The organism is Sphingobacterium sp. JUb56 (genome assembly GCF_014191365.1).
In the GTDB taxonomy this organism is placed as follows: domain Bacteria; phylum Bacteroidota; class Bacteroidia; order Sphingobacteriales; family Sphingobacteriaceae; genus Sphingobacterium; species Sphingobacterium anhuiense.
Window position 1 is genome coordinate 4,182,829 of the sequence record NZ_JACHWL010000001.1, and the last position, 22,630, is coordinate 4,205,458.

Annotated in this window: 20 protein-coding genes; 7 read left to right on the top strand and 13 right to left on the bottom strand. The window is 37.5% G+C overall.

Annotated elements, in window-relative coordinates; all coding sequences use genetic code 11:
- Positions 1-3: 3 nt before the first annotated feature.
- Together FHR29_RS17760 and FHR29_RS17765 are read right to left on the bottom strand one after the other, a co-directional pair.
- Positions 4-2,247 (bottom strand): glycoside hydrolase family 20 protein, encoded by a 2,244-nt coding sequence (locus FHR29_RS17760; RefSeq protein ID WP_183916092.1) that lies wholly within the window; start codon positions 2,245-2,247, stop codon positions 4-6.
- A gap of 133 nt (positions 2,248-2,380) precedes the next feature.
- Positions 2,381-4,156 (bottom strand): aminopeptidase P family protein, encoded by a 1,776-nt coding sequence (locus FHR29_RS17765; RefSeq protein ID WP_183916094.1) that lies wholly within the window; start codon positions 4,154-4,156, stop codon positions 2,381-2,383.
- 136 nt (positions 4,157-4,292) lie between these two features.
- Here FHR29_RS17765 and dacB point away from each other — a divergent pair, with 136 nt between their 5' ends.
- The 4 genes from dacB (at position 4,293) to FHR29_RS17785 (ending at position 9,238) form a co-directional block, all read left to right on the top strand.
- A complete protein-coding gene (dacB, locus tag FHR29_RS17770) occupies positions 4,293-5,714 on the top strand; it encodes a D-alanyl-D-alanine carboxypeptidase/D-alanyl-D-alanine-endopeptidase (RefSeq protein ID WP_183916096.1) in 1,422 nt (473 codons plus the stop codon).
- A gap of 109 nt (positions 5,715-5,823) precedes the next feature.
- Positions 5,824-8,103: an NADP-dependent malic enzyme gene (locus FHR29_RS17775; RefSeq protein WP_183916098.1), complete on the top strand. Its 2,280-nt coding sequence runs from the start codon at positions 5,824-5,826 to the stop codon at positions 8,101-8,103.
- Positions 8,104-8,115: 12 nt separating this feature from the next.
- Complete coding sequence (ruvA, locus tag FHR29_RS17780) at positions 8,116-8,697, top strand: Holliday junction branch migration protein RuvA (protein ID WP_183916100.1); 582 nt, start codon at positions 8,116-8,118, stop codon at positions 8,695-8,697.
- A 70-nt stretch (positions 8,698-8,767) separates the two neighbouring features.
- On the top strand, positions 8,768-9,238 hold the full coding sequence (locus tag FHR29_RS17785) for a GAF domain-containing protein (protein ID WP_183916102.1): 471 nt from the start codon (positions 8,768-8,770) through the stop codon (positions 9,236-9,238).
- Positions 9,239-9,244: 6 nt separating this feature from the next.
- Here the strand turns inward: FHR29_RS17785 and FHR29_RS17790 are convergent, their stop codons facing one another.
- The 11 genes from FHR29_RS17790 to FHR29_RS17840 all read right to left on the bottom strand — a co-directional run bounded on the left by FHR29_RS17790 (position 9,245) and on the right by FHR29_RS17840 (position 18,905).
- Positions 9,245-10,165, bottom strand: coding sequence for a WD40 repeat domain-containing protein (locus tag FHR29_RS17790; protein WP_183916104.1), 921 nt, complete (start codon positions 10,163-10,165; stop codon positions 9,245-9,247).
- A gap of 144 nt (positions 10,166-10,309) precedes the next feature.
- Positions 10,310-10,894, bottom strand: coding sequence for a bifunctional phosphoribosyl-AMP cyclohydrolase/phosphoribosyl-ATP diphosphatase HisIE (gene hisIE / locus FHR29_RS17795; RefSeq protein WP_132772467.1), 585 nt, complete (start codon positions 10,892-10,894; stop codon positions 10,310-10,312).
- 61 nt (positions 10,895-10,955) lie between these two features.
- On the bottom strand, positions 10,956-11,708 hold the full coding sequence (hisF, locus tag FHR29_RS17800; RefSeq protein WP_183916106.1) for an imidazole glycerol phosphate synthase subunit HisF: 753 nt from the start codon (positions 11,706-11,708) through the stop codon (positions 10,956-10,958).
- Positions 11,709-11,710: 2 nt separating this feature from the next.
- Positions 11,711-12,463, bottom strand: a complete 753-nt coding sequence (locus FHR29_RS17805; protein WP_183916108.1) for a HisA/HisF-related TIM barrel protein — start codon at positions 12,461-12,463, stop codon at positions 11,711-11,713.
- Between the two features lie 20 nt (positions 12,464-12,483).
- Positions 12,484-13,077 carry an imidazole glycerol phosphate synthase subunit HisH gene (gene hisH, locus FHR29_RS17810; RefSeq protein WP_031287866.1) on the bottom strand — a complete coding sequence of 198 codons (594 nt, stop codon included), beginning with the start codon at positions 13,075-13,077 and terminating at the stop codon, positions 12,484-12,486.
- 152 nt (positions 13,078-13,229) lie between these two features.
- Entirely contained in the window at positions 13,230-14,369 is a 1,140-nt protein-coding gene (hisB, locus tag FHR29_RS17815) for a bifunctional histidinol-phosphatase/imidazoleglycerol-phosphate dehydratase HisB (RefSeq protein ID WP_183916110.1), read from the bottom strand.
- Between the two features lie 4 nt (positions 14,370-14,373).
- A complete protein-coding gene (gene hisC, locus FHR29_RS17820; protein WP_183916112.1) occupies positions 14,374-15,432 on the bottom strand; it encodes a histidinol-phosphate transaminase in 1,059 nt (352 codons plus the stop codon).
- Positions 15,433-15,628: 196 nt separating this feature from the next.
- A complete protein-coding gene (locus tag FHR29_RS17825; protein ID WP_183916114.1) occupies positions 15,629-16,540 on the bottom strand; it encodes a ribonuclease Z in 912 nt (303 codons plus the stop codon).
- Position 16,541: 1 nt separating this feature from the next.
- The gene (locus FHR29_RS17830) at positions 16,542-16,922 is read right to left on the bottom strand and encodes an STAS domain-containing protein (RefSeq protein WP_132772477.1); all 381 of its coding nucleotides are present in this window, start codon (positions 16,920-16,922) and stop codon (positions 16,542-16,544) included.
- A gap of 17 nt (positions 16,923-16,939) precedes the next feature.
- Positions 16,940-17,890, bottom strand: coding sequence for a phosphoribosylaminoimidazolesuccinocarboxamide synthase (locus FHR29_RS17835; RefSeq protein WP_021189321.1), 951 nt, complete (start codon positions 17,888-17,890; stop codon positions 16,940-16,942).
- Positions 17,891-17,939: 49 nt separating this feature from the next.
- Entirely contained in the window at positions 17,940-18,905 is a 966-nt protein-coding gene (locus tag FHR29_RS17840) for a PhoH family protein (protein WP_132772558.1), read from the bottom strand.
- 355 nt (positions 18,906-19,260) lie between these two features.
- Here FHR29_RS17840 and FHR29_RS17845 point away from each other — a divergent pair, with 355 nt between their 5' ends.
- From FHR29_RS17845 to FHR29_RS17855, 3 genes are all read left to right on the top strand, one after another.
- Positions 19,261-20,049, top strand: coding sequence for an S-adenosyl-l-methionine hydroxide adenosyltransferase family protein (locus tag FHR29_RS17845; RefSeq protein WP_183916116.1), 789 nt, complete (start codon positions 19,261-19,263; stop codon positions 20,047-20,049).
- Between the two features lie 75 nt (positions 20,050-20,124).
- The gene (locus tag FHR29_RS17850) at positions 20,125-20,649 is read left to right on the top strand and encodes a hypothetical protein (protein ID WP_183916118.1); all 525 of its coding nucleotides are present in this window, start codon (positions 20,125-20,127) and stop codon (positions 20,647-20,649) included.
- A 59-nt stretch (positions 20,650-20,708) separates the two neighbouring features.
- Positions 20,709-22,541: an ABC transporter ATP-binding protein gene (locus FHR29_RS17855; RefSeq protein ID WP_183916120.1), complete on the top strand. Its 1,833-nt coding sequence runs from the start codon at positions 20,709-20,711 to the stop codon at positions 22,539-22,541.
- Positions 22,542-22,630 lie beyond the last annotated feature (89 nt).

Sequence of the window (22,630 nt, forward strand, 5' to 3'; positions counted from 1 at the left end):
ATACTAATATACCGACAGCTCATCCACAAATAACCAAGCCGGAGAACCCGCACCACCAGATCCTGCAGGAATCTTATTCAGATGTTGCACTTCAACTTTAACAAACTTAGCATGCTGCTTTTCAAATGATAATTTGATGGTTCCTTTAGATTTAGCGATCACTTCTTTTCCCACCTCTTGTACTAAGGTGAAATTTTGATTATCCTGGGAAACATAAACTTTAACCGCTTGCGGATAGTATATCCAGCTCGCATTTTGATCAACGACATTCAGTTCCACATTTGAAAATGAAACTTGCTCAGCCATATCAATCGTAGCCACTAAATCTTTACCATTGAATCCTAACCAGTTTTTCTTAAAATACTGTTTATTGCCATAAACACCATCCACCAATGTTGCTGTACCGTTCGCTTGATATGCTTCATTTGGCTCATATAGCAATTGAACAGATTTCCCTGTAGATTTACTAATTACAAAATCCTGCTTCAATACTGAACCGACCATACGTGCAGCACTAAAATTTGCGGCATTGATGGTCATTGTTCTATCCACTACAACAGGCTCCTTATAAACGGCACTTTGAACAGTCGGTGCTGTTCCATCTGTAGTATAGCGAATCGTATTGTCATTTTTGATTGTTGACAATTCATAATACATCTTTCCGTCTCTGGAAACGATATTACCATTCAATTCAAAAATAGCTTTACTATAATTGATCTTTTTTCTGTCCAGATAAGCAAACTCATGAATCACCCTGTTTTCGAAAGATTTATAGGCTTCCGGTTTTGATGTTCCCCATGCCACTTCAGACAAAGCCAACAATCGAGGAAACAACATATATTCAACATGTTTAAAATTTGTAATATACTCCGTCCACATATTGGCCTGTGGTCCTAAGATATGCTTTGCTTCTTGCGCATTCAACTCCTTGGGTATCGGGTTGAAGCTATACACTTTATCCAAGCGAAGTTCAGCATTAAAAGCCAAAGGTTCAGATTGCGGATTCCCCTGATAATAATCCAGATACATATGACTTACGGGAGTCATGATGGCATCGTGTCCTGCCTTTGCGGCGTGAATACCACCTTCAATACCTGTCCAGCTCATAACTGTGGCATTTGGAGCCAAACCGCCTTCTAAAATCTCGTCCCAGCCGATAATATCTTTACCCTTTGCATTAATGTATTTTTCCATCCGTTTGATGAAATAAGATTGCAGCTCGAATTCATCTTTTAATCCTTCTTTTTTAATCATTTCCTGGCAATGTGCACAGGTTTTCCATCTTGTTTTAGGGGCCTCGTCGCCACCGATATGAATATAATGACTTGGAAAAAGTGTAACAACTTCATCGATCACATCTTCCAATAAAGCAAAAGTTTCTTCCTTAGGACAATAGATATCATCCATAACACCCCAGGTTGTACCTACCTGAAAAGGACCTCCTGCGCAAGAAAGTTCAGGATATGCAGCCAATGCAGCTTGAGCATGACCTGGCATTTCAATTTCAGGGATTATTTCAATCTGCAGTTTATTTGCATAGGCAACAACATCTTTAATCTGTTCCTGTGTATAAAATCCGCCGTAACGGCCATCTTTAGTTAATTTAGAATCTTTCACATCATCTGTCACTGCACGGTATGCTCCGATAGCGGTAAGTTTCGGATGACTTTTGATTTCAATACGCCATCCTTGGTCATCTGTAAGATGCCAGTGAAACTTATTCATTTTATAACGCGATAAATAATCTAAAAATAATTTCACTTCATCGGCAGTAAAAAAATGTCTGCTGACGTCAAGATGTGCACCACGATAAGTGAACTTCGCATAATCTTTAATTTCCAAAGCAGGAATACTTCCACTAGCTTGGTTTTCCTCCACAAGCTGCAACAAAGTTTGAACAGCATAAAAAGCGGCACTTTCTGTAGAAGCAGCTATGAAGACACCACTAGGATCTATCTTTAATTCATAATAATCATGCTTTTCTACCGCAGTATTGTTAATTTTCTGAAATCGGATTGGTCCCGATTTTTTAAGAGTAACTTTCGTCTGTAATAAGCTTTCTAATTGATTAGCCAAATATTTTGCTTGGGTCTCAAATGCCCCTGCTCCAACGGTTAGATTTCCTTTTAAAGGAAAGGAACCTTGCTTTGATATCTCCAAATGCTGCGGCATCGGTATCAGGTTCTTCTGTGCGAATAAGACAGAAGAATAGAAAAAAATAAAACTTAAAAATAGGATTTTACGCATGATAGTGATTTGGTCTTTCAACAAAAGTAGCATTAATTTTAAAAAATTAAAACGTTATAGCATACCCGTTACATTAAACCAAAAAAGGAGATCATATGATCTCCTTTCCTATTATATTACATTTTAAATAATCTTAAATTGCTTGCGTTCTGGTTTTCAACCAAGCCTTTTCATCATCATTCAATCTGCCTTCCAGTTTATCATAAACCCATTGGTTATACTGATTCAACCAGTTTATATGTTGCTGATCCAGTAACGTTTTATCAACTAGATCTGTTGCAATATAGCAGATTGTCAATGTTTCAAAATCCATAAATTCTCCGAATATGGAAGAATCGGCATGTTTTGATAAGACAAGATTTTCAATGCGGATACCATGTTTTCCCTCACGGTATAACCCCGGTTCAATCGAACTGATCATTCCCGCTTCAATTGCAACATCAATATTTGCGGCATTAAACGTCTGCGGACCTTCGTGTACATTCAAAAAGAAACCAACACCATGACCAGTACCATGTCCATAATTACGTAATGTAGCCCAAATCGGACGACGTGTAATCGCATCAATCTGATAACCTTTAGATCCTTGCGGATAAATAGCCTGGCTACCTTCTATCGTACCCTTCAATACAGTTGTATAATCTTCCTTCTCTTCCTGCGTAATATTTCCCAACGAAACCACACGCGTAATATCTGTTGTTCCTGTCTGATATTGACCTCCCGAATCGACCAATAACAGCCCTGACGTTTTTAAATCGTAATTGCTTTCTTTACTAGCGGAATAATGTGGCAATGCACCATGGTCTAAATAGCCGGCAATGGTACCAAAACTAATATCATTAAAACCAGGTTGCTCCTCTCTAAACTCTTGTAATCTTGCGGCTATAGAAATCTCAGACTCACCACCGGCAGGTACTGCCGATTCCAGCCATTTAAAGAATTTAGTCATCGCAACACCATCATTGATCATTGTTTCGCGCGTATGTCCAATCTCTACTTCATTTTTAATTGCTTTCAGAGAAGCTGAAGGATTGATTTTCTCAATGATTTTTACGCCAGAGGGAATAGAATCATAAATAGCAAAACAAGTTCTTTTTGGATCAATCAAAATAGATTCTACAGCTAGATTGCTCACTTGTGCATACACTTCCTCATAAGGCTTAACAGTTACACCGGAAGCTTCTAAACTGATAACCGTTTCCGAATCCAATTTAGCTGTTTCAATATATAAAATAGCTTCATCTGCTGTTACATAAACGAATCCTAAAACAACAGGATTACATGGTACGTCACGTCCGCGGATATTAAGCAACCAAGCCAGATCATCTAAAGAAGAAACCAGATGTGCCTGTGCTCTATTTTTGGCCAATACAGTGCGCACAGCCGCCAATTTAGATTTTGTAGATTGACCTGTTGTCGTATCGGCCAATAAATATGCTTTTGCTAAAGGCAAAGCCGGCCTACCCTCCCACAATGGAGACAATAGATCCACATGACCGTCAACTACAATATCAAGAGGTTTCAAGATTTGCTGAACAGATTGTGCAACTAACAAAGAAGCTAAATTACCATCAAAAGCAACTTTGGCACCTTTTGTTAAATGCTCACCTAACCAATCTGCGTACTCCGCATTCCCTTGAACTTTTAATTTTACAAGTTCGAAACCGCTTCCTGCCAACTGTTCATTTGCCTGAACAAAATAACGGGTGTCTGTCCACAGACCTGCGAAACCCTGTGTAATAACTAAAGTACCTGCTGAACCTGTAAACCCTGATGTCCAAGCGATACACTTATAACGGTCTGGTAAATATTCACTTATATGCGGATCAGAAGAAGGAATGATATAACCATCAACACCTTGCTCTTTCATCAGACTTCTAATTGCCGTCAATTTTTCTGAATGCGTCATTGTTTCTTTAATTTGATCATGCAAGTTATAAAATTTCAAGAAGTAAACACGTTTTGAAGGCTAACTTTTGACTTTCATATTAAACACTTTTGATCAAACAATAGTATCTTTATGAAAACAGAAAGATTTAATATTAATGAAAACCAGTATATCCCTTACCCTTCTCAGTATCTGCTTATCCCCGTTATACAGTATTCCTACTTTTTCACAGTCAGCAACAAAAACCAAAATTGAAGAAGCTTATCGTCAATTTGAAAAAGACCCTTCGTTAAAAAATGGTACAGCATCGCTATCCGTATTTGATGCAAGCACAGGAACACCCATTTTTCAGCATAATCAAGAGATAGGATTAGCAACGGCTTCTACGATGAAGATTATCACCGCCAGCACAGCATTTGATATTCTAGGCAAGGATTTTAAATTTAAAACCAATCTATCATATACCGGAACTATTCAGGCCGACGGCGTGCTCCATGGAGATATTATTATTGAAGGTAGTGGAGATCCCACGTTGGGAAGTAACCGTTACCCCGAAACCAGTGAAGAACAGATACTCAACAAATGGATCTATGCAATCCAGAATGCAGGTATTAAGGAAATTAAAGGCCGTATCATCGGGGATGACAGTCGCTACCAAGGATATAAAGTTCCTGGAGGCTGGATCTGGTCCGACATTGGAAACTATTATGGTGCGGGCGTATCATCGCTGAATTGGCGGGAAAATGCCGTAGGAGTAGTTTTCACACCTAACGATGCGCTTGGAAAACCAGCAACAATACAAAAGCTTACTGCGGATCTTTCCTATATAAAAATCACGAATGAAGTTACTACCGGAAAAAACGGCTCAGGAGACAATGTATACGCCTATTCAGGTCCATATGCTACAAACATTTACATCCGGGGCACGTATGGTTCAGATCTTAAAAAAACAATTGAAATCTCCGTACCGGATCCAGCTTATGATGTTGCCTTTCAATTAACAAAGGCACTTAAGAATGTCGGCATTAAAACCGCTGAATTACCGAGTAATAGTAAAGCGATTTCAACAGCAGAAATCTCAAGACATCTTCTGGACACCCATGAATCACCCGATCTTGCTGCGATTATCTACTGGTTCAACCAAAAAAGTATTAACCTATACGGTGAAGCATTACTGAAAGCAATTGCATACCAAACGGCACAAAAGACTGAAACAAGTGAGGGAGCAACCTTTATTCAAAAATATTGGGAAAATAAATTGCAGATCAATAGCAGTGAACTCAACAATCAGGATGGATCTGGTCTTTCTCCACAAAATAGAGTGACAACCGCTGCCATGACCAAGATTATGCAGTATGCACAATCACAATCCTGGTTTCCCGAATTCTATAAAAGTCTGCCCGAATACAATAATATGAAGATGAAAAGCGGTACGATTGGAGGAGCTTTAGGCTATACCGGTATCCAAAATAATAGCACAGGAGAGAAATTCACCTTCACCTTGTTAGTGAATAATTACTCAGGATCGACTAGTGCAATGCGCAAACGAATGTTCACACTTCTTGATGCCTTAAAATAAATTGACACTTCAGAATAAATTTTTGACTATTTATCATTTCTTTCTCAAAAAAAGAATGATACATTTGTAACCTTAGTTTAACAAACTAGCACTATATAAAAGAATTAAAATGAGTAATGTAAATCGTAAACAAGCGGCATTAGACTACCACTCAATGGGTAGACCTGGTAAAATAGCTGTTGTGCCAACCAAGCCAACAAATTCTCAAAGAGACTTATCGCTAGCTTATTCGCCAGGGGTTGCTGAGCCTTGTTTAGCTATCGCTGCAAATAATGAAGATGCTTACAAATATACTGCAAAAGGTAATTTAGTTGCAGTTATTAGTAATGGTACGGCTGTTCTAGGTCTTGGAGATATTGGCGCTGTAGCCGGCAAACCAGTTATGGAGGGAAAAGGTCTATTATTTAAAATCTTCGCTGATATCGATGTTTTTGACATTGAACTTGACACAAAAAATGTAGATGAGTTTGTCAATATCGTAAAAGCAATGGAACCTACCTTTGGCGGTATCAACCTGGAAGATATTAAAGCTCCAGAATGTTTTGAAATCGAAAGACGCCTAAAAGCGGAAATGAATATTCCGGTTATGCATGATGATCAGCATGGTACAGCAATTATTTCTTGTGCAGCCTTGATCAATGCGTGCGAACTGATCGGAAAAAATATCGAGGATGTTAAAATCGTCGTAAACGGCGCAGGTGCTGCCGCTATTTCTTGTACAGGTATGTATGTATCTGCTGGTGCAAGAAAAGAAAATATTGTTATGTTAGACAGTAAAGGTGTAATCCGTCGTGACCGTGAAACGTTAGATGCGATGAAAGCTACCTACGCTACTGACCGTGATATCCATACGCTTGCTGATGCGGTAAACGGATCTGATGTTTTCATCGGACTTTCTGCAGCAGATGTGTTGACTCCAGAAATGTTATTGACAATGGCTAACCAGCCGATTGTATTAGCAATGGCAAATCCTAACCCGGAGATCGCTTACGACTTAGCAATTGCAACACGTAACGATGTCATTATGGGCACAGGACGTTCAGATTATCCGAACCAAGTTAACAATGTGTTAGGTTTTCCTTACATCTTCCGTGGTGCGTTAGACGTACGTGCAACAGCGATCAACGAAGAGATGAAAGTGGCAGCTACAAAAGCAATTGCTGACCTCGCTAAACAACCAGTTCCAGAAGAAGTAAACTTAGCATATAATACCAATAATCTAAAATTCTCAGCAGATTATATCATCCCAAAACCTAATGATCCACGTTTGATCACTGAAGTTTCAGTAGCAGTTGCAAAAGCAGCGATTGAATCAGGTGTTGCCAAACATACAATCGAAGATTGGGATAAATACAGAGAAACTCTTCGTAAAAGATTAGGTCAAGATGATGCTATTATGCGTAACTTGACAATGGCAGCAAAACGTAATCCTAAACGTGTTGTCTTTGCTGAGGCAGATAACTACAAAACACTTCGTGCGGCACAGATCGTAAAAGAAGAAGGTATTGCAGTTCCTATTCTGTTAGGTAAAAAAGGAAAAATCAATGCTTTAATTAATGAGTACGGTTTTGAATTAGCAGGCGTACAGATCATTGATCCATTTGAAGAAATGGAAACAGAACGTGTCAACCAATATGTTGAACATTTGTTTGTGAAAAGACAACGTCGCGGTCTTTCAAAATTAGATGCTAAAAAGCTTTTAATTGACCGCAACTACTTCGGAGCAAGCATGGTGCAGTTTGGCGATGCCGATACATTAATCTCTGGATTAACAAAAAACTATGCAAATACGATCAAACCAGCAATCCACGTTATCGGAGCAAAAGAAGGTAGCCGTATTGCGGGTATGTACATGATGTTAACAAAAAAAGGCCCTATCTTCTTAGGAGATACTACTGTTAACAAAGAGCCTTCAGCAAAAGAGTTGGCAGACATCACCGTATTGTTAGATAAAGCAGTTAGAAAAATGAATGTAAGCCCTCGTATTGCATTACTTTCTTATTCTAATTTCGGTTCTAACGAAGGTAACACACCGACAAAAGTTCGTGAGGCAATTAAAATCGTACACCAGGAGCATCCTGAAATTGTTGCAGATGGTGATTTACAAGCAAACTTCGCATTAAACAGCGAGCTATTAGAAGCAAACTTTCCATTCAGTACATTGAAAGGACAACCAGCAAATACGTTAGTATTCCCGAATTTGGAATCTGGAAATATTGCATACAAATTATTACAGGAAGTAGGCAACGCCGAGGCTGTTGGTCCAATCTTATTGGGTATGAACAAACCAGTTCACGTATTACAATTGGATAGTTCAGTTCGCGAAATCGTGAATATGGTAACGATCGCTGTTGTCGATGTACAATCTCACGAAAAACAAGGTAATTAATTCCGTATCGCTATGTATGCATATTTTAACGGGAAATTAGCACATAAAGCACCTACCCATGTTGTTCTCGACGTGGGTGGGATTGGCTATTATATCCATATTTCCCTCAATACTTTTTCCTTGATTAAAGACCAGGAGCAGTGTAAGCTATTCATTTCTTTTCAGGTTAGGGAGGATGCGCATACCTTATACGGATTTGCAACAGAAGGTGAAAAAAAACTATTTGAAAATCTAATTTCAGTATCAGGTATTGGTCCAAATACAGGACGTATGATCCTTTCATCCAATACACCGGAAGAAATACAATCTGCTATTGTAAATGGTCAGGTTGCACTGATTCAGCAAATAAAAGGTATTGGTCCTAAAACAGCACAACGTTTGATTTTAGAATTGCAAGATAAGCTAAAAAAACAGGGCGTAGAATCCTTGTCAACGATTCCAATGGCACAATCTGTACCAGACGAAGCATTATCCGCTTTGGTTATGTTAGGATTCAATAAAGCTACCTCAGAAAAAGTTTTAAATACTGTCATCCAAACGGATCCAAATCTGACCGTCGAAGGAATGATCAAATTAGCTTTGAAAAAGTTGTAAAGAAAGATTATTTATTTTTAACAAGCGCTATTATTCTGTTAACTTTGAACAGCATAATAGCGCTTTTTTTATGGCAGAAGATTTAACAATTAAAAAAGGAACAAAGGAAGAACAATATATTGCTCTTCTTCCTCAAATAAAAGGCTTGATCACCGGTGAAACGAATCAAATCGCTAACCTGGCAAATATTGCTGCAGCATTGAAAGAACAGTTCAATTTTTTTTGGGTAGGTTTTTATTTAATTGAGGGGGAACAACTTGTACTTGCACCTTTTCAGGGACCTGTAGCCTGCACACGGATCCAATATGGTCGCGGCGTTTGCGGAACTTCTTGGAAAGAAAACAGAACGATTATCGTACCCAATGTAGATGAATTTCCTGGGCATATCGCTTGCAGCTCACTTTCAAAATCAGAAATTGTTATCCCTATTTACAAGGGCAACAACATCATCGGTATTCTAGATGTAGATAGCAGCGAGCTCAACGATTTCGATGCTGTCGATGAGCAATATTTAACTGAAATAGTTGCTTTGCTTTCTTAAGAATACCTAAGACAATTTCATCTCCCAGACTTTGATTAATTTATCATCACCTGCAGTGAGAAAGTATTTTCCAGAAGTAGTCCAAAGTCCGGCGTTGATCGATAAAGTATGCGAGTCATAAAATTTATCACGACTGACTGTTTTGCGTAAAGCATAGGTTTCCTCATCCCAAATTTTGAAAGATTTGTCCCGGCTAACCGTCGCAAATACTGGATAACTGGGATGTGGGTAAATGCCATATACGGTAAACATATGCGGAACAAACCCATGTTGCTCTTTTAAAGTTGCTACGTCGGAGATTTTCAATGTAGCATCTCTAGCTCCACTCAAGAGCTCAAGTCCGCTACGAGAGAAGATCAGACTCGTAATCGGCATGGTATGTTTCTGGTTCGCTAATAGAAAATGAAAATCTTCTGCAGAGAATAAAAATATATCTCCGTTCTTATCTCCAAATGCGATTTTCTTTTGATCATGAGAAAGAGCAATCGTACGGATTGTGTTTGAGGAAATAGCAAATTCATATATCTTCTTGTAATCTGTCAAACACCATACACTAGCAATACCGTCCTCCCCTACGACAACCAGCTCATTCTTGGTCGGAATACTCTGAAGGGCAAAAATTGCTTTCTTAGAAACTTGAATGCTCGCTATTAATTTTTGATTTTCAACATCAACAATCATAACCTTACCCTCACGAAGTGCAATCGCCAAAAAAGAGGTATTAGGGATAAGATGTAAGGCGTAAATTGAAGAACTTACCGCACAAAGAATGCGCTTGAATGACTTCGTTTCCAAATCCCATTCCACTACACCTTTATCATTTCCTCCAGAAAAGAACGTATTGGTAAAATATCCTCTCTCCAAAGCGAAGATAGGATTTTGATGTCCAGTTAATGTTGCTGCTAATTCCATTTCTAATGTATCCATAATCATATTACCCTATACAAACTTAGCTAAATTTACATCAACTAGAAGCTATATCAGTAAATTTACAGCGTATTATAAATCTTAAAAGGCACCCATAGGTGCCTTTTTTACAAATTTTATACATCTTAATAACGTAGAACAATACTATTGATGTCTACCTTCGAGATTCTTAGCAATTGTCTCTAATGAAATTCCTTTTTCGCGTAATAATACGAGAAGGTGAAACAATAGATCAGAAGTTTCATTAATAAAATCATGCTCTGTTTCTGTCAATGCAGCGATAACTGTTTCTACGGCTTCTTCACCTACCTTTTGAGCAATCTTATTGATTCCTTTTGAACGCAAACGATTAACATATGATTCATCGGAAGGAAATTCATAGCGATGTTTGATGATTCGCTCTAGCTCCAGCAAGAAATTTTGATTAAAATCAGTATTAAAACAACTGCGGCTACCTGTGTGGCAAGTAGGGCCTGCAGGTCTCGCTTTAATTAATACCGTATCTTTATCGCAGTCAATATGTAAGCCGACAACCTCTAAAAAGTTCCCACTTTCTTCACCCTTAGTCCATAAGCGGTTTTTACTTCTTGAAAAAAAAGTAACACGCTTCTCGGCTTGTGTTTTTTGCCATGCCTCTTCGTTCATATAACCGAGCATTAACACTTCCAATGTTTGGGCGTCTTGTACAATTACAGGGACAAGTCCGTCACTTTTTGAAAAATCTAACATTTCTTTTAATTAGTATCGAGTACATGGTATGAAGTCATTAGAGTTGCTATAGTAAGCAAATTTAACGTACTACAATGCCATTACTCCTTAAAGTATTCTTTAATTCTGGGATAAGGATTTCACCGTAATGAAACACTGATGCTGCCAAAGCGGCATCTACATTTGCCTGTTGAAATACATCGACAAAATGTTGCTGATTACCCGCACCTCCCGATGCAATTAACGGAATAGTAATAGCATCATTAATCTTTTTCAATAACCCGTTATCAAATCCATTCTTGGTTCCATCATGGTCCATAGATGTCAGTAAAATCTCGCCAGCCCCTCTTTCCTGTGCCTCGTGTACCCAATCCTCTGTTTTGATATCAGTCTTGATACGACCTCCACTCAAGTGAACAAAATTTTGATTTTCTAAAAAACGCGTATCAATCGCAACCACAACAAATTGCGCACCAAAGGCCGCCGCTAGATCATTGATTAATTGTGGATTACGAACAGCAGCAGAGTTGATCGAAATCTTATCCGCTCCAGCATTCAACAAAATCTCAGCATCTTTCATTTCGTTAATTCCACCTCCGATTGTAAATGGAATATTGACCTGACGCGCAACAGCCTTAACCAGGTCAATAGTTGTTTTACGCCCTTCATGCGTGGCTGCAATATCTAAAAAGACCAATTCATCAGCTCCCTGTTCAGAATACTGCCATGCCAATTCAACTGGGTCACCAGCATCACGTAAATCAACAAAATTAACTCCCTTTACTGTGCGGCCATCTTTAACATCAAGACAAGGAATTATACGTTTTGCTAACATCCTTAGAAGTTAATTAACGATTTCAGATTCCAATCTTTAATCTCTTCAATTGAAATTCTATTCTCATAGATCGCTTTACCAACAACAACAGATTCCATTCTTCCCAATGCTTTTAAGTTGCTGATGTCTTCCATTGAACTGATACCACCAGATCCGATTAATTTAATTATAGGAGAATGATCTAATAATTTCTTATATAATTCAACACCAGCACCGCCTAATTTACCATCTTTGCTGATATCCGTACATAAGAAACGGTAAAAACCTAAAGCTAAACACTTATCGATATATGCAATTAACTTGATTGGAGAAGATTCCAGCCAACCTGAATATTTAATCACCTCATCCAATACATCAATTGCAATAACGATATGATCAGCATATTTAACTTTACCTTCATTCAAGCTACTTAATTCTTCCAAAAATGATGGATTAGTGATTGCCTGAGTACCAACAATAACACGGTAAATACCAGCATCAACCAATTCTTTAACTTTATCAATACTACGAACACCGCCACCGTATTGAATTTTCATTTCTGTTTTTTGAATGATATCAAATAAATATTCTTGATTACTAAAATCACCTTTTGCACCATTTAAATCAATGATATGTACCAATTCTGTACCATTTGCATGATACTTCTCAATCTGCTCTTCTAAACTGATTTCATAAGTAGTAACATCGTCATAATTTCCTTCTCTTAGACGAACAACTTTCTTATCTAATACATCAATTGCGGGTATAATATACATTGTAAACTGTTTTTTATTTTCTAACTTAATTTTGAAAAATTCACTAATAATTGCTCTCCAGCCTTTCCTGATTTTTCAGGATGAAACTGCACACCATAAAAATTACCTTTTGCTATAGCGGCCGAAAAAGGCAATCCATAGGCACACATTGCTGCCGTGTATTTCGCATCATACTCAATGAAATACGAATGTACAAAGTAAAAATAAGCATTATCTTCTATATTGCTGAATAATGGATTGTCATTTCTGATCGATACACTATTCCAACCCATATGCGGAACTTTTTCCTTGATTTTTTTATCAAAGTGTAAAGTCTTCAAAGGTATAATGGATAATAAAGAGGCATTTCCTTCTTCTGAGAAATCCGTTAGCAACTGCATGCCCACACAAATACCCAGAACAGGCTTATCAATGTTATGGATACATGAAGCTAAACCTGAGTCACGCAGTTTTTGCATCGCTGCACCTGCATGTCCTACTCCAGGAATGATAATTCGATCATATTGTTCCAGCTCTTCTTCCTTATTGACCATGCCATAGGCTAGTCCAACACGATCTAAAGCTGCTGTCAATGAAAATATATTACCTGCTCCGTAATTTATAATTCCTATCATTTTTGTTTTTTTAGATGTCAGATAATAGATATCAGACATGAGATTGAAGATATCTGATTTTCTTATATGCTATTTTTTTAGAATTTAGGAAACGATATACGGTCTCCAATCTATTATCTATCGTCTCAAATCTAATATCTCTAATCTCCCGATTACAAAACTCCTTTCGTACTCGGGAGCTCCATATTATCAGCATCACGACGTACAGCTTTCTTTATTGATTTGGCAAAAGCCTTAAATATTGCTTCGATCTTATGGTGCTCATTTTCACCTTCAGCTTTGATATTTAAATTAGACTTAGATGCATCCGAAAATGATTTGAAAAAGTGGAAAAACATCTCTGTAGGCATATCACCAATTTTCTCACGCTTAAAATCAGCTTCCCAAACAATCCAATTACGGCCACCAAAATCCAAAGCAACCTGCGCTAAGCAATCATCCATAGGTAATGTATATGAATAACGTTCAATACCACGTTTATCACCCAAAACCTTTAAGAATACTTCTCCCAGCGCAATACCAGTATCTTCTATCGTATGATGTTCATCAATATGTAAATCACCCTTCGCTTTTACTGTCAGATCGATTGCACCATGACGGGCAATCTGATCCAGCATATGGTCAAAAAATGGCAAACCTGTTTCAATATCACCTTTTCCTGAACCATCTAAATTCAATTTGATATAAATATCCGTTTCATTCGTTTTACGATGATGTTCACCGGTGCGTGTTCCTAACTTCAGGTATTCATAAATAGACTTCCAGTCGGTTGTTTCAAGACCAATTGTTTCTGCATCAATCTGTACATTTTCCAAAGCCCCTAAGTCATCATTATTACGTAGCCAAATAGCTTTAGCACCTAGATTTTGAGCCAGCTTTACATCATTGACACGATCTCCGATAACAAAAGACTGTGCTAGATTATATTGTGAAGGATCGAAATAATCCAATAGCATACCAATACCTGGCTTGCGTGTAGCCGCATTTTCATGAGGAAACGTACGGTCGATATGTTCTTTAGAAAAAACTACACCTTCAGCCGCAAATGTATCCAGTATAAATTGATGGACAGGCCAAAAGTTTTCTTCTGGATGAACATCTGTACCCAGACCATCTTGGTTAGAAACTAATACTAAGTCGAAATCTAATTCTTTCGCGATGCGTGGAAGGTATTGCAATGCACCTGGGTAAAATTTAAGTTTAGCAAAAGAATCAATTTGTTGATCCTCAGGTTCCAAAATTAAAGTACCATCACGGTCGATAAACAATACACGTTTAAGCTGATTAGGCATTATTTTATATGTTGATTGTGGTTAATTTTTCCAATAATATACTATTCTCTTCTGGTGTACCGATTGTAATTCGAAGACAGCCTTCACAAAGTTCCACTTTCGAGCGGTCACGTACAATGATACCGTGTGATACCAAATAGGCATATACTGCTCTTGGATCATTCATTTTTACCAAAATAAAGTTGGCGTCAGAAGGAGTAATGTGTTGGACCATATCCAGTTTGTACAATCCCTGCACTAACTTTTCACGTTCCACCACAGTTTGTTTGATCCAGCTATTAACCTGATCAACTTGATCTAATGCTTCCAGAACAATATCCTGTGTCGCTTGGTTAATGTTATACGGTGGTTTTATCTTATTGAACACCGAAATAATTTCGGTACTTGCAAAGGCCATCCCTAAACGTAAAGCTGCTAAGCCCCATGCTTTTGAAAGCGTCTGTAAAACAACTAAATTTTGGTATTCGGCCAATTCCTGAGTAAAGGATTTAGTTTGTGAAAAATTAATATAAGCTTCATCCACCACAACCAGACCATCAAAGTTGTTCAAAATGGTTTCGATATCATGACGATTTATCGTATTACCGGTTGGATTATTCGGTGAACAAATGAAGATCAATTTAGTATGCTCATCGACAGCATTTTCAATGCCCTCTAAGTCCAATTGATACTCCTTTGTTAAATTTACCTTCCGAAAAGCAACATCGTTGATGTTGGCTGAAACCTCATACATGCCGTATGTAGGTGGGACTAAAATTACATTATCAACACCTGGACGACAAAATGCACGAAATAAGATATCAATAGCCTCGTCACTTCCATTACCTAAGAACATATTCTCTGCAGGCACTCCCTTAATATGTGCTAGCTTATGCTTAAGTTGATGTTGCAGAGGATCTGGATAACGGTTATAGTTATGCGCTAAAGGAGAACCAAAAGCGTTTTCATTGGCATCAATTAAGATAGATGCTTCCCCCTTGAATTCATCTCTAGCAGAAGAATAAGGTACGAGATTTTTAATATTTTCCCGTAAAAGTTTCGTTAAGTTGAATGGAGTATCCATTAAATTATTAAATTTTAAATCGTAAACTTAGATAAATTTGCTTACATCCACAATATAATTACAGATCAATAGAAATTTAGCCTTATTTATTGTTAGTTCATAGGTATTGACGCATGCCGCTCAAATATAACTTTATTGCTCCCTTCTGAAAATTTTTGGCGTAATTTAATATAACAGGGAGATTTTACAAATAACATTATACCGAAAACCATTTTCCCTCTTGCGATAGCATCGTTTTCGGGAAAACAGACTGCGCCTCAAGTAATAAAGGCTGTAAATCTTTATATCGTGCAGAATAATGACCTAATAGTAATTTATCTGCATGCGTTTCCTTGGCTATCTCTGCAGCCTCCAGGGCTGTAGTATGAAAAGTTTCCTTTGCACGATCGACCATCTCATGGAGAAAAGTAGATTCGTGGTAGATTAATGTCGCATGTTGAATATAGGGTAAGTAGTTTGCTGTACGAATGGTATCTGAACAGTACACATAACTGCGGGATAATGGTGCAGGCAAAGTATAATCTGATGCGCTGAACACCTGTCCATCTTCACGAACATAGTCCACCCCATTTTTCAATAATTGATAATAAGCAACAGGTATACCGGCCTCCTCAATATCTTCTACAAGTAGGTGTCGTGAACGCTGTCCCTCATCAAAACGAAAGCCCGTACAGGGAATTCGGTGAGTCAAAGGGAATGTACTTACTTTAATGGTTCTATTTTCAAAAATAACCTGCGGTTCGTCGGCAGAAGTTTCATGGAAAATAAGATCGTAGCGAAGTAATGTCTCTGAATATTTAAACTGAACAGCTAATATTTCATCAAGTCCCTTTGGTCCATAAAGGTGTAAATCACTTTTACGCCCAATCAGGTGCATGGAGGACAATAACCCAACTAAACCGAGGTAATGATCTCCATGCAGATGACTGATAAAAATATGATTTATTTTATTGCTTTTAATGCCATAACGGCTAAGCTGCATTTGTGTACCTTCTCCACAATCAATTAAGAACAATTGCTCATTGAAGTTTACGACTTGACTAGTTGGATGCCTATCGTACATAGGCGTTGCGGAACTATTCCCTAAAATCAAAACTTCAAATCGCATATTATTTTTCTTTCTCTCCTCTATAATCTAATTCAATTTCGTGTGCAAAAACACGGTCTTCAGCATCTTTAACAGAGTTTACGATCGTAAAGTTGGTCTGTAGGTGGGACATTTCCAATACCTCAAGGACTTCAGAATCCAAGTTTGCTAAAATGAATAGCCCACCACTTGAATCACAAAGACGATTTGCCAATAGTGCCAAGCGAATACTGCTTTCGTCTATTTTACGCACATTAGATAAATCTAAAATAATATTACGTTGACCAACCGTGTTTCTCAACAAAAACTCACCTTTTAATTTAATCGCTTTTTCCGCATCTAAGCTATCACAAAGCGGTTCTATTACAATATAGCGGTCATGCTTATCAATCGTATATTTCATAATCTAGATCCTTTCTCTTAATATTTTAGTTGTTTTAAAGCTTGAGTCACATTCCGTTCTACACGTTCCAAAACATCTTCTTGATTTGGATAAACAAACTTCTCGCCTACAATATGCTCATAAAGTTCGATATATCGCTCAGAAATTGATTTTATTATTTCATCTGTCATTTCCGGAACCTGCTGTCCATCTTTACCTTGAAATCCGTTTTCAATTAACCATTTGCGTACAAACTCTTTCGACAATTGCTTTTGTGCTTCACCACTTGCCTGACGTTCAGCATAACCTTCCGCATAAAAATAACGGGAAGAATCTGGTGTATGAATTTCATCGATCAAAATAATCTGACCATCTTTTTTGCCAAATTCATATTTGGTATCCACCAAGATCAATCCTCTTTCAGCTGCGATTTCAGTACCTCGTTGAAATAATGCTTTTGTATATTTCTCCAACTGGATATAATCTTCTTCACTCACGATTCCTCTTGCTAAAATAGCATCTCTAGAAATATCCTCATCGTGACCTACTGCTGCTTTTGTCGTGGGAGTAATAATAGGTTCAGGTAATTTATCATTTTCCTTCAACCCCTCTGGTAGCGCTTCGCCACATACCGAACGTTTTCCTGCACTATACTCTCTCCAAGCGTGACCAGATAAATAGCCTCGGATCACCATTTCTACTTTAAAAGGCTCACACATTTTACCAATCGTAACACTTGGGTCCGGAACAGAAACTACCCAGTTTGGCAGAATATCTTCCGTTGCTTTCAAAAATTTTGCAGCGATCTGATTCAATACCTGTCCTTTATAAGGGATAGGTTTTGGTAATACCACATCGAATGCCGAAATACGATCTGAAGCCACCATAGCTAAATATTCATGAGCAATGGTATATACATCACGTACTTTACCTCTGTAAAAAGAGGTTTGATTTTCGAAATTGAAATTTGTTTCTTGTATTGCGTTCATATATTGATGAATGGATAGTATCTCTCTATCTCAAATTTATTATTGACTATTAAATATCTCCGTAAGCCTCTAAAATGCGTTTCACTAATTTGTGCCTCACAACATCTGAACCGTTTAAATGTATAATATCAATACCCTCAATATTATCCAGCAATCGTACAGCAGTTGCTAGTCCTGACTGATTCTTTCTTGGTAAATCAATCTGCGTCACGTCACCCGTAACAATGAATTTTGCTGTCGGTCCCATCCGGGTTAAAAACATTTTCAATTGCATATCGGTTGCATTCTGTGCTTCATCCAAAATCACAAAACAATTATCTAAAGTACGTCCACGCATAAAAGCTAACGGAGCGACCTCAATGGTTCTATTCTCGAGATATCCTTTGAGTTTTTCTGCTGGAATCATATCATCAAGCGCATCGTATAAAGGACGTAAGTAAGGATCAACTTTTTCTTTTAGATCTCCCGGAAGAAAGCCCAAATTTTCTCCAGCTTCAACAGCCGGCCGTGTTAAGATGATACGTTTGATTTCTTTATTGCGTAATGCACGGACCGCTAAGGCAACGGCGGTGTAGGTTTTACCTGTACCTGCAGGACCTATAGCGAAAAGGATGTCATTGTTCGTGATGCTATCCACCATCTTTCTTTGATTCGGTGTACGTGCACGCACAATAATGCCATTAGGCCCAAAAACAATAGGCTCGGAACCGACACTTGCAGCTTTATCAGCAAGCATTTTTTCTTCCAGTACAGCAGATCCCGAAGTTGTCTGCATCAGGTTTTCCAAATCCATTAAAGAAAGTTTATTGTACTTTTCCAAATGGTTGATAACATCGTCAAAGGAATTTTTGAAAGATTCAAGTTGCTTTTCATCACCCAATACCTTCATCTCATTACCCCTAGCTACAATTCTCAATTTTGGATACTGTTTTTTTATGTAGTCAAAGTGCTCATTCTGAGCGCCCCAAAGTATCGCTAAATTGATAGCATCCAATGTAATTTGTAATTCGTTCAAATCATTCAATTTAAGGTGAATTATTTCCATATTGGCCTGTTACCTACAAACATCAACCAATATCCAAAAATACAGTATTAATATCAATTTTAGCATCAGAATATGCAACAAAAATAAAAAAAAGAGTTCATTTTTTATTTTTATATTGGTGGATATCAAGATTAAAAACATCCAACTCAAATCGATCGGATCGAATATGTACATTCTATTTATTTTTATCAGAAGACATTACGTACTTTTGCGTACCTTTTCTTTTTTTTGAGTTAATTTTACTTTAATTTTGAGGATTAAGTTTATATATTAAAACCTTAACAAAAAGAATTCTAGGGTATATCATAAAGGGTAATTAAGAAGAATGGGAGTTATTACATTAACAACAGATTTAGGACATAAAGATTTCTATCAAGCAGCACTTAAAGGCAGTTTGATATCGGAACTTCCGGATGTTCGAATTGTTGATATTACACACGAGATACCTGCCTTCAATATTCCGAGAGCAGCTTTTGTGCTGGCCAATGCTTATCATTATTTCCCAAAAAAAACAGTCCATATCATTGGAATCAACACCTTATTTCATGAAGGATCACGTTACGTGGCAATGAAGTATAATGATCACTTCTTTGTAGGTGCTGACAATGGCATCTTTAGCTTACTCTTAAATGGTGACAAACCTCAAGAACTTGTTGAACTTAATTTGATTCAGGATCTTCGATACTTACATTTTCCACTTGCTGATATTTTGACCAAATCGGCCTGTCATATCGCGAAAGGCGGTAAATTAACGGATATTGGCAATTCCATAGATCAAACCGTTGAAAAAGTTACGTTACAACCTATATATGATAATGATACCATCCGCGGTAATGTCGTCTATGTCGATGCTTTTGGAAATGCGATTACCAATATCTCCAAGGAATTATTTAACCGTGTACAAAAAGGTAGAAGCTTCACACTCTATTTTAAAAGAAGTGAAACCATCACCAATTTATCATGGAACTACAATGAGGTAACGGAGGGAGAAAAACTATGTTTGTTCGGAATCAGTAATTATCTGGAGATCGCTATGAATAAAGCAAACGCAAGTCAGCTCTTAGGATTATTTGATGATGAATCTCATATCATCAGAATCGAATTCCACAATTAATAAGAAAAACGAGCGATTAAACTTTTATTCCTTTTTTTTGTCTTATCCAAGATTTTAAAAAAATATCATTTGAATATGCAGTTTATAAAAAGTCTTTCTTTTCTTCTATTCTTTCTGACAGGTTTTGCTGTTAGCGCACAAAATGCAGACTCAACTTCCTTTGAGGCACAACGTATGCGTGTCAATAAACTTATTGAAGATCGTAAAGTAAAATTTGGAGAATACGATCTAAGTCTGGAAAAGAAATCAGCCATATTTGGGCTTTTTAAATCGAAAGATGATATGCAGCGCACCATAGATATTTTAAAAAATATCGTCATCACCGACAACAATATTTTTTTGGAAACACGTAGACTCATCAGCATCAAAGATGATGAAAAACAGAAGTTCCAGAATCTAGCTTCGGAATATGACAAACAGGTTTCTGCTTACATGGGCACCATCAATAAGCTGCAAAAAGAGAATGAGAAACTCAAAAAAGACATCGAAAATCTAGAAGGAAGTGACAATAGTTCAAATATTTTACTTTATATCGCCCTCGCTATCATAGCTGTTCTGAGTTATTTAGTATACCGAAATCAAAAAATTACTAAAGGATGATAAGTGATTAATGAAGAGTAGTTACTTTTGCAGGTCTCAATATTAAATTGATTGGTGCTATGGCAAGAGGATTTAACAGCGGAAATAAGCAAGAAGAAGAACTACCAAAACCGAAACTTAATAAGGAATTATTAAAAAGAGCGGCACAAATACTATCGTATCTAAAACCATTTAGAACCAAGTTTTTGTTAGGAATGCTTTTCTTGATACTTTCAAGTTTGGCAATGCTGACTTTCCCAGCACTTTTAGGTGCAATGATTGATGCTTCTGAAGGAAAACAAACTTACACATGGCTCCCAGCCGATGTTTTTGAAATAGGATCCATCGCTTTTGTTATCCTCACTTTTACTTCCATTGTCTCTTTTTTTAGAATTCGCCTATTTGTGGAGATTGCAGAAAAATCTCTCGCATCAATTCGCCAGGATTCATACCAGAAATTGATATCACTTCCTATGGAGTATTTTGCCAATCGTCGCGTTGGCGAACTCAACAGTAGGTTATCTGCAGATTTAGCGCAGATACAAGACACTATGACAACTACTTTAGCTGAAATCTTGAGACAGTGTATCAGCTTAGCATTTGGTGTTGCATTATTAGTTTTTGTATCACCAAAGCTAGCTTTAATGAACTTATGCATTTTGCCAGTACTCGTTGTAACAGCTATTGTATTTGGTAAATTCATCAGAAATCTATCACGTCAGGCTCAAGATAAATTGGCAGAATCTAACACCATCGTGCAAGAGACATTACAGGGAATCAGCAATGTTAAAGCTTTTGTCAATGAATATTATGAATCAAACAGATATTCCAATAAACTAGATGCCGTTGTTGGCTTAGCAGTAAAAGGTGCAACATATCGTGGTGCATTTGCTTCCTTTATCATCTTCTGTATCTTTGGTGCTGTCATTGCAGTGATCTGGTACGGTTCTACTCTAGTGTTTTTAGGAGAAATGTCTGTTGGAGATTTGACCACTTACATTCTATATTCGATGTTCGTTGCTGGATCTATGGGGAGTTTTCCAGAACTCTATGCCAATATTCAGAAAGCTCTGGGAGCAAGCGAACGCGTACTGGAAATCCTACAGGAAGAACAGGAAAGTATCACAATCGATGAATCTTCTAAAGAGATCCGTAAACATTTTCATGGTGATCTGACTTTCAACCATGTATCTTTCTCTTATCCTAGCAGACCTGATATTAAAATATTAAAAGATATTACCTTTCATGCGAAAGCTGGACAAAAAATTGCGATCGTCGGCCCGAGTGGCATTGGTAAGTCAACTATTGCTTCTTTGGTATTGCAATTTTACAAACCTGACAGCGGAGAGATTCTTTATGATGGGATGAGCAGCGCTGATTATTTATTGTCCGACATCCGTAATCAAGTCGCCATTGTTCCACAAGATGTCTTACTTTTTGGCGGTACTATCCGTGAAAATATTGCTTATGGGCGCTTAGATGCTGATGCTGATCATATCATTACAGCTTCAAAACGTGCAAATGCACATGATTTTATTATGAATTTCCCGGAGGGCTATGATACACTGGTAGGTGAACGAGGTGTTAAATTATCCGGAGGTCAACGTCAACGTATCGCAATTGCGCGCGCTTTATTGAAAGATCCTGCGATCCTTATCTTGGATGAAGCAACATCTTCATTGGATTCCGAATCAGAAAGACAAGTACAATTAGCACTTGAAGAATTAATGAAAGGAAGAACTTCCATTATCATCGCACATCGATTGTCTACTATTGTAGACTCCGATCAAATTATGGTCATCGAAAACGGCGTGGTGTCCGAATCAGGAAATCATATCGAATTAATGAGCAAAGGTAGCGGCCTATATCATCATCTGTACTCATTGCAATCCAAACATAAGATTCAAGTGTAAAAAAATGTTAATTCATAAACCCATTTAAAACTTTTCTCTGTATCAACTGTTTAATTGGTATCATAGTTGAAAGAAGTATATTAAAAATA